Origin of the sequence: Sphingobium soli (assembly GCF_020782245.1) — a bacterium.
GTDB classification, from domain to species: Bacteria; Pseudomonadota; Alphaproteobacteria; order Sphingomonadales; family Sphingomonadaceae; genus Sphingobium; species Sphingobium soli.
The window spans coordinates 93,511-107,652 of record NZ_JAJGNP010000001.1 but is presented as its reverse complement, the minus strand read 5'-3'; the positions used below and the strand labels follow the sequence as shown (position 1 = coordinate 107,652).

The following is a 14,142-nucleotide window of genomic DNA, read 5'->3' as shown; positions in this document are numbered from 1 at the left end:
ATCCTCCCCTGCAAGGGGAGGGGGACCACGAAGTGGTCGAGGGGAGTCACCTTGTCGAGAGGGGGACACCCCTCCGTCTGGCCTACGGCCAGCCACCTCTCCTTACAGGGGAGGATGGTCTGGAACCGATCATTTTAAGCCATTGAGGTGAGGATAAGCGCAACCCCATAGGAGGCACTAAGAACCGCCCAAATCTGGCCATTGTCGCCAGTTCCATCCTTCGCTGCATAGCGACTGCGGCCCTTCGCAGAGCGGTGCCGAATCCATAATTGCCCGAACAGCTTCAACGCGATTGCACGGCGCAGTGGGCGCGACATCAAGGACCGCCTGAGGCTCTGGGTTCATCTCGCTCATGATTGCCATATAACGCCGAAGGGTGGCGTCTGATATGACGGACTTGTTCCAAAGCGTTGATCCGTCAGAGGCGACATAAATCGGTTGCACTGTCCTTAAATGACCGATGCCATCCTTTTCCCGGCCCCAATGCTCGCGTGGGGTTGAGCAACTTGAGGCGTAATTCTCTGGCGCGCGACCGCACCCTGTCGTCACGAGGCTCAGGAATGCAGATAGGACGAAAGCCGGATAAATCCTCATCGGAGAAATAGTGCCGCTTTAGGCATCGCGCGGCAATGACAGCTTAACTAAATGTCCGTTTCGAAAACGGCACGTCCTCTTCCCATCCCTTTCCGCCCCCCTCGTGGATGCGGGGGCCCGTCTTCTGATGTCTGGCCATGTGCAGCGTCGGGAGATGGATCCCCGCCTGCGCGGGGATGACGGTGAAAATGCGGGGGTGACGACAGGGATGGGCGCGCGCTCCTGATCCAACCCGTCAACCAGCCTCGAACGGCAACAGGGCTTCATACGCTTCAAGTCCCGGCTTGCCGTCTATCGTCCGGCCCTGTCGCAGCAGGAAGGCGTGTTTCACGATTTCGGCCTGTTGCTCGATGCCGTAGCGCGCGAAGGGCTTGCCCGGCGCGATGGCATAGTCGTAGCGGCAGAAGGGGTGCCGCATTAGCGGGAGCCACCATCTGCCCGATCGTTGCGCCTGCCAGACATGGGTCATTTCGTGGATGAAATGCGCCTGGAGATGGAGCGGCTGGTCCCGAAAATCGGCGCAGAACAGGCCGCCTTGCGGGTGGAACCACAGGTCGCCATCGGGCGCCATGGTGACGCGCCGGGGCTGGAGCGGCCACCAGGCGCGGTCATGGACGCGCACGCGCGCATAGTCGATCACGGCGCCGAACATAGTGCGGGCGAGCGCGACTTCGCCCGGCGTCAGCGGCCGGCTGGTCAATTGGCGCTGTTGTCCGACGGGGCCGGGGTGGCGGCGGCCGCGCCCTCCGGCTTGCGGATTACGGCATCGACCAGCAGCCGGTCGCCATTGTCGAGCAGGAAAGTGAGTTGCATCTTGCCCCGGCTGATCGCGGTGTCGTTGACGCCCCAGAGCATCAGATGCTTGCCGCCCGGCGCGAACGTCACCGTGCCCTCGGCAGGAATATCGACGCTGTTGATCGGCTTCATCGTCATGACGCCGTTTTCCTCGACGCTTTCGTGCATCTCCACCTTGAGCGCATAGTCGGTGAGCACGCCGCGCAGTTGGGTCGCGCTATCGCCGCCATGGGCGACGAAATAGCCGGCCGAGGGACGATCCTTGTTCGGCGACAGGCGTATCCAGGCCTGGTCGATATAGGTGGGGGCGGGGTCTCCGCAGGCGGTCAGGGCCAACGGCGCTGCCAGGGCGATGAGGGCAAGGGGACCACGCATCTCTCACTCCATGTCTGTCTTGTTTCAGGTCGGTTGCATAGCTAATCGCCCCTGCGCCTTGTGCCAAGCGAAAGCACGCCTATATCCCCCGTGCAAACCGGCCTTGCCTTGGCGCTTTCGTGAGGTATTTGGCCTTCAACCGCTGAACGCATGATTTGGGGTTAAAAGAGGAAAAAATGGCAAAAGTTATCGGGATCGACCTTGGCACGACCAACAGCTGCGTGGCTGTGATGGATGGCGGCAAGCCCAAGGTTATCGAAAATGCGGAAGGGGCGCGGACCACGCCCTCGATCGTCGCCTTCGCCAAGGATGGCGAGCGTCTGATCGGTCAGCCGGCCAAGCGCCAGGCGGTCACCAACCCGGACAACACGATTTTCGCGGTGAAGCGCCTCATCGGCCGCCGCTTCGACGATCCCATGACCAAGAAGGACATGGAACTCGTCCCCTATTCGATCGCCAAAGGCCCGAACGGCGATGCCTGGGTCAAGGCCGGCGGCCAGGATTACAGCCCGTCGCAGATCAGCGCCTTCACCCTGCAAAAGATGAAGGAAACCGCCGAAAGCTATCTGGGCGAAACCGTCACGCAGGCGGTCATCACCGTTCCTGCTTACTTCAACGACGCCCAGCGTCAGGCCACCAAGGACGCGGGCCAGATCGCCGGTCTTGAGGTGCTGCGCATCATCAACGAGCCGACTGCGGCGGCGCTTGCTTATGGCCTGGACAAGCAGGACGGCAAGACGATCGCGGTCTATGACCTTGGCGGCGGCACGTTCGACATCTCCATCCTGGAGATTGGCGACGGCGTGTTCGAAGTGAAGTCGACCAATGGCGACACCTTCCTGGGCGGCGAAGATTTCGACGCGAAGGTCGTCGAATATCTGGCTGCCGACTTCCAGAAGGCCGAGGGCATTGACCTCACCAAGGACAAGCTGGCGCTCCAGCGTTTGAAGGAAGCCGCCGAGAAGGCGAAGATCGAGCTGTCTTCGGCGCAGACGACCGAAGTCAACCTGCCCTTCATCACCGCTGACCAGAATGGGCCGAAGCATCTCGTCAAGACCGTGACGCGCGCTGATCTGGAACGCCTCGTCGCGGACCTCATCAAGCGGACGATGGAGCCGTGCAAGAAGGCACTGGCGGACGCGGGCGTGTCGGCGAGCGAGATCAGCGAAGTCGTCCTTGTCGGCGGCATGACCCGCATGCCCAAGGTGCGCGAGGCGGTGAAGGACTTCTTCGGCAAGGAGCCGCACACCGGCGTCAACCCGGACGAAGTCGTCGCCATGGGCGCGGCCATTCAGGCAGGCGTGTTGCAGGGCGACGTCAAGGACGTGCTGCTGCTCGACGTGACGCCGCTCAGCCTTGGCATCGAGACGCTGGGTGGCGTGTTCACCCGCATGATCGACCGCAACACCACGATCCCCGCCAAGAAGTCGCAGACCTATTCGACCGCTGATGACAATCAGCAGGCCGTGACGATCCGCGTGTTCCAGGGCGAGCGTGAAATGGCGGCGGACAATAAGCTGCTGGGCCAGTTCGACCTGGTCGGCATTCCGCCCGCGCCGCGTGGTGTGCCGCAGATCGAAGTCACTTTCGACATTGACGCCAACGGCCTGGTCAACGTGTCCGCCAAGGACAAGGGCACCGGCAAGGAACAGCAGATCCGCATTCAGGCCTCGGGTGGTCTTTCGGACTCCGACATCGACCAGATGGTCAAGGATGCCGAGCGCTTCGCTGAAGAGGACAAGAAGCGTCGTGAAGCAGCGGAAGCCAAGAACAACGCCGAGAGCCTGGTTCACACGACCGAGGCGCAGCTGGCCGAGCATGGCGACAAGGTCGATGCAAGCCTGAAGGGCGAGATCGAGACCGCCATCGCCGCGACCAAGTCCGCGATCGAGAGCGGCGACGCGGAAGCGATGAAGACCAAGGCGCAGGAACTCGCCACGGTTGCCATGAAGCTGGGCCAGGCCATTTACGAGAAGGAACAGGCTGCGGCTGCTTCGCCGGAGGCCGACGCGCCCAAGGCAGACGATGATGTCGTCGACGCCGAATTCTCCGAAGTGGACGACAACAAGGCGTAAGCCGTTAGACTGCACCCGCCGCGCGCGTGACACGCGGCGGCGGGTGCAGCCGGGAATGATATGACTGAAACGGACTATTATTCGCTGCTCGAGGTCGAGCGCACCGCAGACGGCGCGACCATCAAGAGCGCGTATCGCAAGCTCGCGATGAAATATCACCCGGATCGTACCGGGGGATGCACCGACAGCGAAGCCAAGTTCAAGGCCGTGTCGGAAGCCTATGAGTGCCTGAAAGACCCCCAGAAGCGGGCGGCCTATGACCGCTATGGCCATGCCGCCTATACCAATGCTCAGAACGGCGGAGGCGGCGGCGGGTTCCGTGGGCAGGCGGGCGGTTTTTCCGACCTTGGCGATATTTTCGAGACGATCTTCGGCCAGGCCGGCTTTGGCGGCGCGGGTGGCGGACGCCAGCAGCAGCGGCGCGGCGCGGACCTGCGCTACGACATGGAGATCAGCCTCGACGAAGCCTATCATGGCAAGCAGACCGACATTCAGATCGAAGTGTCGGCCGCTTGCGAAACCTGCGACGGGTCGGGCGCGCAGCCGGGCACCGGGGTCAAGACCTGCGCGACCTGCCATGGTCATGGCCAGGTGCGCGCGCAGCAGGGCTTTTTCGTGGTCGAGCGTACCTGTCCGTCCTGCCATGGCGCAGGGCAGGTGATCGAAAGCCCGTGCCGGTCATGCCGGGGTGAGGGCCGTGTCGACAAACCCAAGTCGCTGTCGGTTTCCATCCCTGCCGGCGTGGATGAAGGCACGCGTATCCGCCTGTCGGGCGAGGGCGAAGCGGGCGCGCGGGGCGCACCGGCTGGCGACCTCTATATTTTCCTGCATGTGAAGCGCCATGCGATCTTCGAACGCGACGGCACGACTTTGTTCTGCCGCGCGCCGGTCAGCTTCACGACCGCTGCCTTGGGCGGGACAATCGAAGTGCCGGGGCTGGACGGCAGTCGGCACGAGATCAAGATCCCGGTCGGCATCCAGTCGGGCAAACAGATCCGCCAGCGCGGCGCGGGCATGCCGGTGCTCAATGGTCGCGGCCTTGGCGATCTGGTCATCCAGGTGGACGTCGAGACGCCGACGAAGCTGACCGCCAAGCAGCGCGAATTGCTCGAAGCCTTCCGCGAAACGGAAACGGGCGAGGAATGCCCGCAATCGACGGGATTTTTCTCCAAGCTCAAGGAAATGTGGGGGGATTGATTCCCCGCCCCAGTTCGCCACCCCGTTCGGTTTGAGCGTGTCGAGAAATTGTTCTCGATACGCCGTCTCGGCTGCGCTCGATGGCTGCTCCAACCGAACGGGGGATTTACAAAGCCTTCCGTTCCCGCCGCGCCCGGGCGTAGAAGGGCAGGCCCGCGAGCATCAGCAGGATGCTCGATCCGCTGGCGACGACGCCTGCACCCCATAAGGTCCAGAGCGCATAGCCCAGGCCGATGATCGCAGCCGGCATCACGAGCCGGAACCGCAGGCTGGCGAGCGCGAAGCCGACATAGAGCCACAGCGTCGCCGATGTCGCGAGCAGCGCCATCATGGTGAACAGCGCGACCAGCCCTTGCAGGCTGTTGGCGACCAGCATCAGGCTGGCGAGGATGGTGGACAGGATGAGGGCGCGGCGCGGCGTGCCGCGCGCGTCGGTGACGGCAAGCCAGCGGGGCAATTCGCCACCGCGCGCCATCGCCAGCGGCACTTCGCCTTGCAGCAGCGTCCAGCCGTTGAGCGCGCCCAGGCAGCTGACCACAACGAACATCGCCACAAGGCTGGCCGGACCCGGCGACCAATAATGGCTGACGAACGCGCCGAAGGGGGAGCCGGTCTGCGTCTGCGCCGCCGGCAGTGTCAGCGCGATGCCGGAACAGACGATCAGGTAGATCAGCCCGGTCGCCGCCGTGCCGATCAACGTCGCGCGCGGGATGGTGCGCGCGGGGTCGCGCACCTTGTCGGCCGCGACGCTGGCCGATTCAAAGCCGAGCAGCGCCCAGAGCGTCAGCGCGGCCGAAGCGGTGATGCCCGCGCCGGTCAGGCCCTGAGGCGGGAAGGGCGCAACCTCTGCCCGGCCGCTGCCCACTATCAGCAGCAACAGGATCAGGACGACGATGATCGGGATGAGCTTGATCGCCGTGGTCCAGATCTGCGCCACGCCGGCCGCCCGTGCGCCGGCCAGATTGATGCCGGTCATCAGCCACAGAAATCCGATCGAACAGAGCGCGCCAAGGCCCGGCCGCGCCAGCACCGGCAGCAGGCTGCTCACATTCGCGGTGGCGGCGACCGCGATGGTGACATTGGTGATGATGAGGGAAATCCAGTAGGTCCACCCGATCGCGAAACCGGCCAGCGGGCCGAACGCGCGGGCGATCATCTGCGACGGGCTGGCGTCGGGCATGGCGACGGTCAGCCGCGCGATGACGAAGGCCAGCACCAGCGACCCGGCGATGGTGAATATCCACCCCGCCACCGCGTCCCAGCCGAAAGGGGCAAGGCTGGCCGGCAGCAGGAACACGCCCGACCCGATCATATTGCCCATCACCAGCGCGATGCAGGCGGCAAGGCCAAGCGTGCGGGAGGAGGCGCGCGATGGCGATGCGGCGTCGGGCGAGGAAAGGGGGGCGGGCTGCATGGCGCTCGCCTTTAGTGCGGCGGCTCGAGGAATGCCAGACAGGTGCGCCATCCCGGCGCCTGATCGCGGACATGGAGGACGGGCTGCATCAATCCGTTTTCCCCGGCATGACGTTCGCTCTTGTTCTGCTCGGCCTCGCCGGGGCCGCCGCCGTTTCGCCCATCTCCGGCCCGATCTCCAAAGCGGAGGCCGACCATTATATCTGGGGCGGCATCAATGATGGATGGCATCTGGTGCAACGGCCGGACCTGTCGATCATCGAGGAACGGTTGGCGCCCGGCGCGGCTGAGGTGCGCCATTATCATCGTGCCGCGCGTCAGTTTTTCTATGTTCTGGATGGCGCGCTGACGATGGAGATGGATGGACGGGTGTATCGGCTGACCAAGGGCCAGGGCGTGGAGATCGCGCCCGGCGTGCCCCATCAGGCGCGCAATGAAGAGGACGCGCCGGTCGCGATATTGGTCGTTTCCGCTCCCAAAAGCCATGGCGACCGAGTGGATGCGCCGCTCGCGGCGTCCTCCGACGCGGTGCCGGACTAGCAAAAACGGCCGGCCCATCGCTGGACCGGCCGCCGTGCAACCCCGCTCGGGTTGTGCCGTTACGCCGCTTGCGCCTCGACCTCTTCGGTCGCCGGCAGGCGAATGAGATAATCGAAGGCGGACAGGCCTGCGGTCGACCCCGCACCCATCGCGATGACGATCTGCTTGTAGGGCACGGTCGTGCAGTCGCCGGCCGCGAAGATGCCGGGCTGGCTGGTTTCACCGCGCACGTCGATCTCGATTTCGCCGCGCGGGGACAAAGCGATCGCGTCCTTCAGCCATTCGGTGTTGGGGACAAGGCCGATCTGGACGAAAATGCCCTCCAGTTCGACATCATGTTCAGTGCCATGGTTGCGATCCTTGTAGGACAGGCCCGTCACCTTTTCGCCATTGCCGATGACCTGCGTGGTCATGGCCGATGTGATGATCTTCACATTGGGCAGGCTGGCGAGCTTGCGCTGGAGCACGGCGTCGGCGCGTAGCTGGCTGTCATATTCGATCAGCGTCACATGGGCGACGATTCCGGCGAGGTCGATCGCCGCCTCGACGCCGCTGTTTCCGCCGCCGATCACCGCCACGCGCTTGCCCTTGAAGAGCGGCCCGTCGCAGTGCGGGCAATAGGCGACGCCCTTGTTGCGATACTCGTCCTCGCCGGGCACGCCCATCTGGCGCCAGCGCGCGCCGGTCGACAGGATGACGGTGCGGCCTTTGAGCGACGCACCATTTTCCAGCACGACCTCATGATAGCCGCCTTCGGTCCTGGCCGGGATCAGCTTCGCGGCCTTTTGCAGGTTCATGACCTCGACGTCATAATCCTTCACATGGGCTTCCAGCGCGGAAGCGAGCTTGGGGCCTTCGGTGCGGCTGACCGAGATGAAATTCTCGATATCCATGGTGTCGAGCACCTGGCCGCCAAAGCGTTCGGCCGCGACGCCGGTGCGGATGCCCTTGCGCGCCGCGTAGATGGCGGCCGCAGCGCCGGCGGGGCCGCCGCCGACCACCAGCACCTCGAAGGGGTCCTGGCGCTTGATCTTTTCGGCTGCGCGCGCTTCTGCGCCGCTGTCGATCTTGGCGACGATCTGCTCCAGCTCCATGCGGCCCTGACCGAAGGGTTCGCCGTTGAGGAAGATGGTGGGCACGGCCATGATCTTGCGCGCGTCGACCTCTTCCTTGAACAGGCCGCCGTCGATCGCGACGTGGCTGATCCGGGGGTTGAGCACGCTCATCAGGTTGAGCGCCTGCACCACGTCGGGGCAATTCTGGCAGGAGAGCGAGAAATAGGTTTCAAAGGCATAGTCGCCGTCAAGGCCTTTCACCTGCTCGATTAAGTCCTGCGCCGCCTTTGACGGATGGCCGCCGACCTGGAGCAGGGCGAGCACCAGAGAGGTGAATTCATGCCCCATCGGGATGCCCGCAAAGGTCACGCCAATGTCCGTGCCGACACGGCGGATCATGAAGCTGGGCTTGCGCTGGGCATTGCCGGTAGCAACGGAAACATTTTCCGACAGCTCGGCAATTTCGTCCAGCAATTCCTTGAGTTCACGGGACTTCGCGCCTTCATCCAGCGACGCCACCAGCTCGATCGGCTGGGTGATGTTCGCCAGATAGCTTTTCAGCTGTCCCTTGAGATTTGCGTCCAACATATCTGTCTGGCTCCGTTGAAAGAAGGCGGGCCGCCGCTTGGGGAGAGGGAACGCGGCGGCCCGTTGCGGGGATGGTGCGACCCAAAGACCCCGGCAAAAACATCTTGTGGAATATCGTGCGAAGGCCCCGCCGGGTTCCCGCGAACGGGAAGCCGGCGGTGTTTACGCAGACGCCTGGCGCGCCTTAGATCTTGCCGACGAGGTCAAGCGACGGAGCGAGCGTTTCGGCGCCCTCTTCCCACTTGGCGGGGCAGACTTCGCCCGGATGCGCGGCCCAATATTGGAGCGCCTTGACCTTGCGCAGCAGTTCCGCGGCATTGCGGCCCACGCCTTCGGGCGTGATTTCTACGAGCTGGATCACACCCTCGGGATCAAGCACGAAGGTGCCGCGATCCGCCAGGCCAACGCCTTCGCGCAGCACGCCGAACTGATTCGACAGCTGGTGGTTCTGGTCGCCGAGCATGTAATAGTTGATCTTGCCGATCGCCGGCGACGTGTCGTGCCAGGCCTTATGGCAGAAATGCGTGTCGGTCGAAACCGAATAGACCTCAACGTCCATGCCCTGGAGCGTCGGGTAGATGTCAGCCAGATCTTCCAGCTCGGTGGGGCAGACGAAGGTGAAATCGGCGGGATAGAAGAAGAATACGGCCCACTTGCCCTTCACATCGGCGTCGGTCACATCGACGAACTTGCCGTCCTTATACGCGGTGGCCTGGAAGGGCTGCAGGGGGGTGTTGATGAGAGCCATGGGCGCTGATTACCTCGCAAAATGTGTTGCAGTTGCGAACTCCATGTAGGGATGGGGTGCCCATAAGGGAAATTGGTTTTCTTGAACGGCTTGAGTGAGAAAAGCGATCAGAGCGCGCCTGACTTATCGACTTGTTCGTCATTTGCGCCAAGCCATTGCATCATCGCGGATTCTGCCATCGCCTGCGCCTCTTCCGCTGTAAAGCTGGACCGGTCGAGGCACAATTCCAACCATAGGCCGTCCACCAGTGCGGTGAGGCTGATGGCGGCGATCCGCTTTTGCGCCTGCGAAAGTTGGGGCGCGGCTTCGCCCAATAGTGTCTCCAACTGATGGCGCGTCCCGCGATAGACGTCGGCATGAACAGCGGCGATGGCGGGATCAGACGTGACCAGGCTCCAAAAGGCGATCCATGTGGCGAGCAGGTCCGGGTCCAATACCGGCGGGCGCAGATTGGCCAGCAGGCAGGCGCGGAGCCGATCGCGCGGATCAGTGCCCGCCGACGCGATCGCGGCATCGAGCGCTGCCGAAACACGGGCACCCACATCGACATAGGTGGCAAGAATCAGTGCATCGACGCCCGGAAAATAATGGGTGAGCAGGCCGGACGACACGCCGGCCCTGGCGCAGATCGCACGGACCGACGTGCCGCCAATGCCCTTTTCCGCGAGGCAACGGGCGGTCGCGTCGATCAACGCCTGCCGCCGCACGTCGGGCGTTTCGCGCACGAAGCGCGCTCTTGCTCTTGGTCCTACCGGTTGCGCCATGCCGTCTCCTTCCCATATTCCCCTTTGGACACGCCCGACGCCCCCTGGCAAGCGGTGGACGGAGGATCGCCCGGCCGGGCCACGGGTTCGACAAGGCGGGTCAAGACAAGGAGATGATCATGCGCTTTTCCTCCATGCCGCAAGGCCTTGCCGGCGCGGCGCTGATGTTGCTGGCGAGCGGATGTTCCGGCGGGGCTGATCCGGACAGCGCGAACGGCAGCAACCAGGCCGCTGCGCCGGTCTCGACTATTGAGAATGTGGCCGAACCGGACGCGGTGGGCGCCGCGCCTGCGCCGACGGATCGGATGGCGACGGACGATTGGGTGGGGCGCTGGACCGGGCCGGAGGGACTGTTCCTCGACATTCAGCCATCGCCCGACGGCAAGCCGGGCCATTATGCCATCGCCAACAAGGATACGCTTGATCGGCAGGGTAACTATGACGGCGTTGCGGACGGGGCCATGATCCGCTTCGAGCGCGACGGCAAGGATTTGACGATCCGGCCGGGAACGGGCGCGGAAACGGGTTTTAAATGGCTGGCGGAGAAGGAAAATTGCCTGATCGTCGTCGCTGGGCAGGAAGGCTATTGCCGCTGATGCGGGTCGGCATGCAGGTGAGGGAGAAAGGCCGAAGCCATGCTGCGTCAGGCCATATTCACGTCTGGCCGTGCCCGACTGCCATCGCATCGCAACGAAGGGGCTTGGCGGCCTTGCCTCTTGCCTCTATCGGGGCTTGGCTCTAGGGCATTGCCTTAACGGTTGTTCACAGACCACCAACGATATTTGTCAAGAAGGACCTCTCATGAGTGAGACCGCGGATCGCGTAAAGAAAATCGTCGTCGAGCATCTGGGCGTAGAAGCCGAAAAGGTGACCGAGGATGCCAGCTTCATCGACGATCTGGGCGCAGACAGCCTTGACATCGTCGAGCTGGTGATGGCGTTCGAAGAAGAATTCGGCGTCGAAATCCCCGACGACGCTGCCGAGAAGATCGCCACCGTCAAGGATGCGATCGATTATATCGACAGCAAGCAGTAATTTGTCCGCCCGGCCCGATCCTGAGAGGGAAGGGCCGCGCTGACGAACGAGAAACGGCTCCTCCTGTCCGGATTTCCGAGGCGTGGGGAGCCTTTTCATATCTGGCGCGCCGTTCACAAGCGCGCTTTCAGTAGCTACATGGGCGGCATAAGGTCCATGAATTTTCGGAGCTAGGATATGCGTCGTGTCGTCGTAACCGGCCTTGGCATGGTGAGCCCGCTGGGCGGGAATGTCGAAACCAGCTGGAAAAACATCATCGCGTCGAAATCGGGCGCGGCCACGATCACGCGCTTCGACGCGACCGATTACAAGTGCCGCATCGCCTGCGAAGTGAAGCCGGCCGATCACGAATATGGCTATGACGCGTCGCTGGACGTCGATCACAAGATCCAGCGCCAGGTCGATCCCTTCATCGTCTTTGGCATTTCGGCGGCCAGCGAAGCGCTGCGCGACGCGGGCCTGGACAATATGACCGAAGAAGAGCGGCTGCGCGCTGGCTGCTCGATCGGGTCGGGCATCGGCGGGCTGCCGGGCATCGAAAGCGAATCGCTGGTGCTGGCCAACAAGGGGCCAAGCCGTGTATCGCCGCATTTCGTTCACGGTCGCCTCATCAACCTCATCTCCGGCCAAGTTTCGATCAAATATGGCCTGATGGGGCCGAACCACGCGGTCGTCACCGCCTGTTCGACCGGCGCCCACTCGATCGGCGACGCCGCGCGTATGATCGCGATGGACGACGCCGACGTGATGCTGGCGGGCGGCGCGGAAAGCGCGATCTGTCCGATCGGCATTGCTGGCTTCGCCCAGGCGCGGGCGCTGTCGACCAACTTTAACGACACGCCCGAAAAGGCCAGCCGCCCCTATGACGTCAACCGCGACGGCTTCGTCATGGGCGAGGGCGCGGGCGTCGTCGTGCTGGAGGAATATGAGCGGGCCAAGGCACGCGGCGCGCATATCTACGCCGAAGTGATCGGCTATGGCCTGTCGGGCGACGCCTATCATGTCACCGCCCCGCATCCCGAAGGCAGCGGCGGCTATCGCTCGATGGAAATGGCGCTCAAGAAATCGGGCCTGTCGCTGGAAGATATCGACTATGTGAACGCGCATGGCACATCGACGCCGCTGGGCGACGAGCTGGAGCTGGGCGCGGTCAAGCGGTTGTTCGGCGACCATCTGTCGTCCATGTCGATGTCGTCGACCAAGTCGGCGATCGGCCACCTGCTGGGCGGCGCGGGCGCGGTGGAGAGCATTTTCTGCATCCTCGCCATGCGCGACCAGATCGTGCCGCCGACGCTGAACCTCGATGAGCCCAGCGAAAGCTGCAAGGGTGTCGACCTGGTCCCGCACGTCGCCAAGGAGCGCAAGGTGCGCGCGGTGCTGAACAACAGCTTCGGCTTTGGCGGCACCAATGCGTCGCTGATCATGAAGGCGGTCTAAGGCTTATCCTCCCCGGCAGGGGGAGGATGCTTTAAGTGCGGGACGGACTGAAACCCATGGCAAGACGATCCCGCCCGAGCCCCACCCGCCGCATCGGCTGCGGCATCCTGCTAATTGGCCTTGCGGTGGCGGCGTTCATCGCGTTCCGCTTCGTCGCCGGTTGGAGCGAGGACGGGCCGGCGGCCAGGGAAGTCAGCATCACCGTGCCCGAAGGCGCGACCCTGTCCGATGCGGCCGTGCTGTTGAAGCAGGCGGGCGCGGTGCGATCGGCCGATGCCTTCCTGACCCGCGCCAAGTTCTTTGGCGGATCGACGCCGATCAAGGCGGGCGAGTTCGTCATCCCGGCACAGGCCAGCAACAAGGACATATTGGCGATCCTGCAGGGCGGGAAGACGCTGACCCGGCTTGTCACCATTCCCGAAGGCATGCCCTCGATCCTGGTATATGAGCGGCTGATGGCGAACGACCAGCTGACCGGGGACATCCAGGTGCCCGAGGAAGGCAGCGTGCTGCCCGACAGCTATGCCTTCGACAAGGGCGAGCCGCGTGCCGCTGTGCTCAAACGCATGCAGGACGCGATGACGAAGCTGCTCGCCAAGCTATGGGCAGAGCGCGCGCCCGATCTGGTGGTGAAGACCCCGCGCGAGGCGATCATCCTTGCCAGCATCGTCGAGAAGGAAACCGCCGTCGCCAGGGAACGGCCGATGGTCGCGGGCGTCTATGCCAACCGCCTGCGCGCGGGCATGATGCTCCAGGCCGATCCGACGATCATCTATCCGATCACGCGCGGCAAGCCGCTGGGGCGGCGCATCCGCAAGTCGGAAATCGCGGCGGTGAACGACTATAATACCTATGCGATGACCGGCCTGCCCAAGGGTCCGATCGCCAATCCCGGTCGCCTGTCGATCGTGGCGGTGCTGCACCCGGCGCAGACCAAGGCGCTGTATTTCGTGGCGGACGGGAAGGGCGGGCATATCTTTGCCGACAGCTTGCAGCAGCATAATGAGAATGTCCGCAAATGGTTCGAAATTCGCCGCGCGCGCGGCGAACTCTAGGCCATTGGCGCATGCCGACGGGTCAGCGCAGCGCGCCCTTCGTCGCCATGGAGCGCGCATAGGCAAGTTGCACGATCGCAATCAGGATGATGACCGCGGGAAAGCCGGCCGCGACCATCAGGCCCTTTTGCGCGATCAGGTCGGTCATGCCGAGCGTATGGCCGAACTGCACCAGGACCGCGATCAGCGAGACGAGGAACAGCGGCACCGCGATGGCCCGGCGCATCAGCAGCGCCACCGCGCCCGCCGTGCCGGCCGCGACCGCCACGCCATAGACGATCCACAACCATGCGGGCATGGCGGCGAAGGCGCGGGCGGTGACGGGATCGGTCCGGGCGAGGTCGGTCAGGTCCATGCCATATTGCATGACGAAGGCCATCACCCCCATCAGGTTCCAGAGCAAGAGGATGATGCCGACGATTGTCAGGGAACGGGATGTGGACATGATGCGTGTTACCCCCACTTGACCGG

Annotated in this window: 14 protein-coding genes; 7 read left to right on the top strand and 7 right to left on the bottom strand. The window is 63.8% G+C overall.

Going from position 1 to position 14,142, the window contains the following annotated elements:
* Window positions 1-829: 829 nt before the first annotated feature.
* Both LL253_RS00415 and LL253_RS00410 read right to left on the bottom strand, forming a co-directional pair.
* Window positions 830-1,294: a vgr related protein gene (locus LL253_RS00415; protein WP_228225807.1), complete on the bottom strand. Its 465-nt coding sequence runs from the start codon at window positions 1,292-1,294 to the stop codon at window positions 830-832.
* On the bottom strand, window positions 1,291-1,764 hold the full coding sequence (locus LL253_RS00410; RefSeq protein WP_228225806.1) for a copper chaperone PCu(A)C: 474 nt from the start codon (window positions 1,762-1,764) through the stop codon (window positions 1,291-1,293). Before LL253_RS00410 ends, LL253_RS00415 begins: the two co-directional genes overlap by 4 nt.
* A 176-nt stretch (window positions 1,765-1,940) precedes the next feature.
* Here LL253_RS00410 and dnaK point away from each other — a divergent pair, with 176 nt between their 5' ends.
* The gene (dnaK, locus tag LL253_RS00405) at window positions 1,941-3,839 is read left to right on the top strand and encodes a molecular chaperone DnaK (RefSeq protein ID WP_228220844.1); all 1,899 of its coding nucleotides are present in this window, start codon (window positions 1,941-1,943) and stop codon (window positions 3,837-3,839) included.
* A 60-nt stretch (window positions 3,840-3,899) separates the two neighbouring features.
* A complete protein-coding gene (dnaJ, locus tag LL253_RS00400) occupies window positions 3,900-5,036 on the top strand; it encodes a molecular chaperone DnaJ (protein WP_009822255.1) in 1,137 nt (378 codons plus the stop codon).
* Between the two features lie 106 nt (window positions 5,037-5,142).
* On the opposite strand, the gene LL253_RS00395 is transcribed toward dnaJ, so the two are convergent.
* On the bottom strand, window positions 5,143-6,450 hold the full coding sequence (locus LL253_RS00395) for an amino acid permease (protein ID WP_228225805.1): 1,308 nt from the start codon (window positions 6,448-6,450) through the stop codon (window positions 5,143-5,145).
* Between the two features lie 107 nt (window positions 6,451-6,557).
* Here LL253_RS00395 and LL253_RS00390 point away from each other — a divergent pair, with 107 nt between their 5' ends.
* Complete coding sequence (locus LL253_RS00390) at window positions 6,558-6,989, top strand: cupin domain-containing protein (protein WP_228225804.1); 432 nt, start codon at window positions 6,558-6,560, stop codon at window positions 6,987-6,989.
* 59 nt (window positions 6,990-7,048) lie between these two features.
* Here LL253_RS00390 and ahpF read toward each other — a convergent pair whose 3' ends face one another.
* The 3 genes from ahpF to LL253_RS00375 all read right to left on the bottom strand — a co-directional run bounded on the left by ahpF (window position 7,049) and on the right by LL253_RS00375 (window position 10,144).
* Window positions 7,049-8,632 carry an alkyl hydroperoxide reductase subunit F gene (gene ahpF / locus LL253_RS00385; RefSeq protein ID WP_228220846.1) on the bottom strand — a complete coding sequence of 528 codons (1,584 nt, stop codon included), beginning with the start codon at window positions 8,630-8,632 and terminating at the stop codon, window positions 7,049-7,051.
* A 184-nt stretch (window positions 8,633-8,816) separates the two neighbouring features.
* Window positions 8,817-9,380 carry an alkyl hydroperoxide reductase subunit C gene (gene ahpC / locus LL253_RS00380; protein ID WP_009822250.1) on the bottom strand — a complete coding sequence of 188 codons (564 nt, stop codon included), beginning with the start codon at window positions 9,378-9,380 and terminating at the stop codon, window positions 8,817-8,819.
* A 107-nt stretch (window positions 9,381-9,487) separates the two neighbouring features.
* A complete protein-coding gene (locus LL253_RS00375; protein ID WP_228225803.1) occupies window positions 9,488-10,144 on the bottom strand; it encodes a TetR family transcriptional regulator C-terminal domain-containing protein in 657 nt (218 codons plus the stop codon).
* Window positions 10,145-10,263: 119 nt separating this feature from the next.
* Here LL253_RS00375 and LL253_RS00370 point away from each other — a divergent pair, with 119 nt between their 5' ends.
* The 4 genes from LL253_RS00370 to mltG all read left to right on the top strand — a co-directional run bounded on the left by LL253_RS00370 (window position 10,264) and on the right by mltG (window position 13,671).
* Window positions 10,264-10,740 (top strand): hypothetical protein, encoded by a 477-nt coding sequence (locus tag LL253_RS00370; protein ID WP_228225802.1) that lies wholly within the window; start codon window positions 10,264-10,266, stop codon window positions 10,738-10,740.
* A 205-nt stretch (window positions 10,741-10,945) separates the two neighbouring features.
* Entirely contained in the window at window positions 10,946-11,179 is a 234-nt protein-coding gene (locus LL253_RS00365) for an acyl carrier protein (protein WP_007689016.1), read from the top strand.
* A gap of 177 nt (window positions 11,180-11,356) precedes the next feature.
* Window positions 11,357-12,616, top strand: a complete 1,260-nt coding sequence (gene fabF, locus LL253_RS00360; RefSeq protein ID WP_228225801.1) for a beta-ketoacyl-ACP synthase II — start codon at window positions 11,357-11,359, stop codon at window positions 12,614-12,616.
* Window positions 12,617-12,672: 56 nt separating this feature from the next.
* Window positions 12,673-13,671 (top strand): endolytic transglycosylase MltG, encoded by a 999-nt coding sequence (gene mltG, locus LL253_RS00355; protein ID WP_228225800.1) that lies wholly within the window; start codon window positions 12,673-12,675, stop codon window positions 13,669-13,671.
* A 22-nt stretch (window positions 13,672-13,693) separates the two neighbouring features.
* On the opposite strand, the gene LL253_RS00350 is transcribed toward mltG, so the two are convergent.
* Window positions 13,694-14,116: a hypothetical protein gene (locus LL253_RS00350; RefSeq protein ID WP_037542924.1), complete on the bottom strand. Its 423-nt coding sequence runs from the start codon at window positions 14,114-14,116 to the stop codon at window positions 13,694-13,696.
* Between the last annotated feature and the right edge of the window lie 26 nt (window positions 14,117-14,142).

What these genes read in the sequence shown, in the direction of transcription:
- dnaJ (WP_009822255.1), top strand. Translation starts at nt 3,900, where the DNA reads ATGACTGAAACGGACTATTATTCGCTGCTCGAGGTCGAGCGCACCGCA.
- LL253_RS00390 (WP_228225804.1), top strand. Translation starts at nt 6,558, where the DNA reads ATGACGTTCGCTCTTGTTCTGCTCGGCCTCGCCGGGGCCGCCGCCGTT.
- LL253_RS00375 (WP_228225803.1), bottom strand. Translation starts at nt 10,144, where the DNA reads ATGGCGCAACCGGTAGGACCAAGAGCAAGAGCGCGCTTCGTGCGCGAA.
- ahpC (WP_009822250.1), bottom strand. Translation starts at nt 9,380, where the DNA reads ATGGCTCTCATCAACACCCCCCTGCAGCCCTTCCAGGCCACCGCGTAT.
- dnaK (WP_228220844.1), top strand. Translation starts at nt 1,941, where the DNA reads ATGGCAAAAGTTATCGGGATCGACCTTGGCACGACCAACAGCTGCGTG.
- LL253_RS00395 (WP_228225805.1), bottom strand. Translation starts at nt 6,450, where the DNA reads ATGCAGCCCGCCCCCCTTTCCTCGCCCGACGCCGCATCGCCATCGCGC.
- fabF (WP_228225801.1), top strand. Translation starts at nt 11,357, where the DNA reads ATGCGTCGTGTCGTCGTAACCGGCCTTGGCATGGTGAGCCCGCTGGGC.
- LL253_RS00365 (WP_007689016.1), top strand. Translation starts at nt 10,946, where the DNA reads ATGAGTGAGACCGCGGATCGCGTAAAGAAAATCGTCGTCGAGCATCTG.
- ahpF (WP_228220846.1), bottom strand. Translation starts at nt 8,632, where the DNA reads ATGTTGGACGCAAATCTCAAGGGACAGCTGAAAAGCTATCTGGCGAAC.
- LL253_RS00350 (WP_037542924.1), bottom strand. Translation starts at nt 14,116, where the DNA reads ATGTCCACATCCCGTTCCCTGACAATCGTCGGCATCATCCTCTTGCTC.
- LL253_RS00370 (WP_228225802.1), top strand. Translation starts at nt 10,264, where the DNA reads ATGCGCTTTTCCTCCATGCCGCAAGGCCTTGCCGGCGCGGCGCTGATG.
- mltG (WP_228225800.1), top strand. Translation starts at nt 12,673, where the DNA reads ATGGCAAGACGATCCCGCCCGAGCCCCACCCGCCGCATCGGCTGCGGC.
- LL253_RS00410 (WP_228225806.1), bottom strand. Translation starts at nt 1,764, where the DNA reads ATGCGTGGTCCCCTTGCCCTCATCGCCCTGGCAGCGCCGTTGGCCCTG.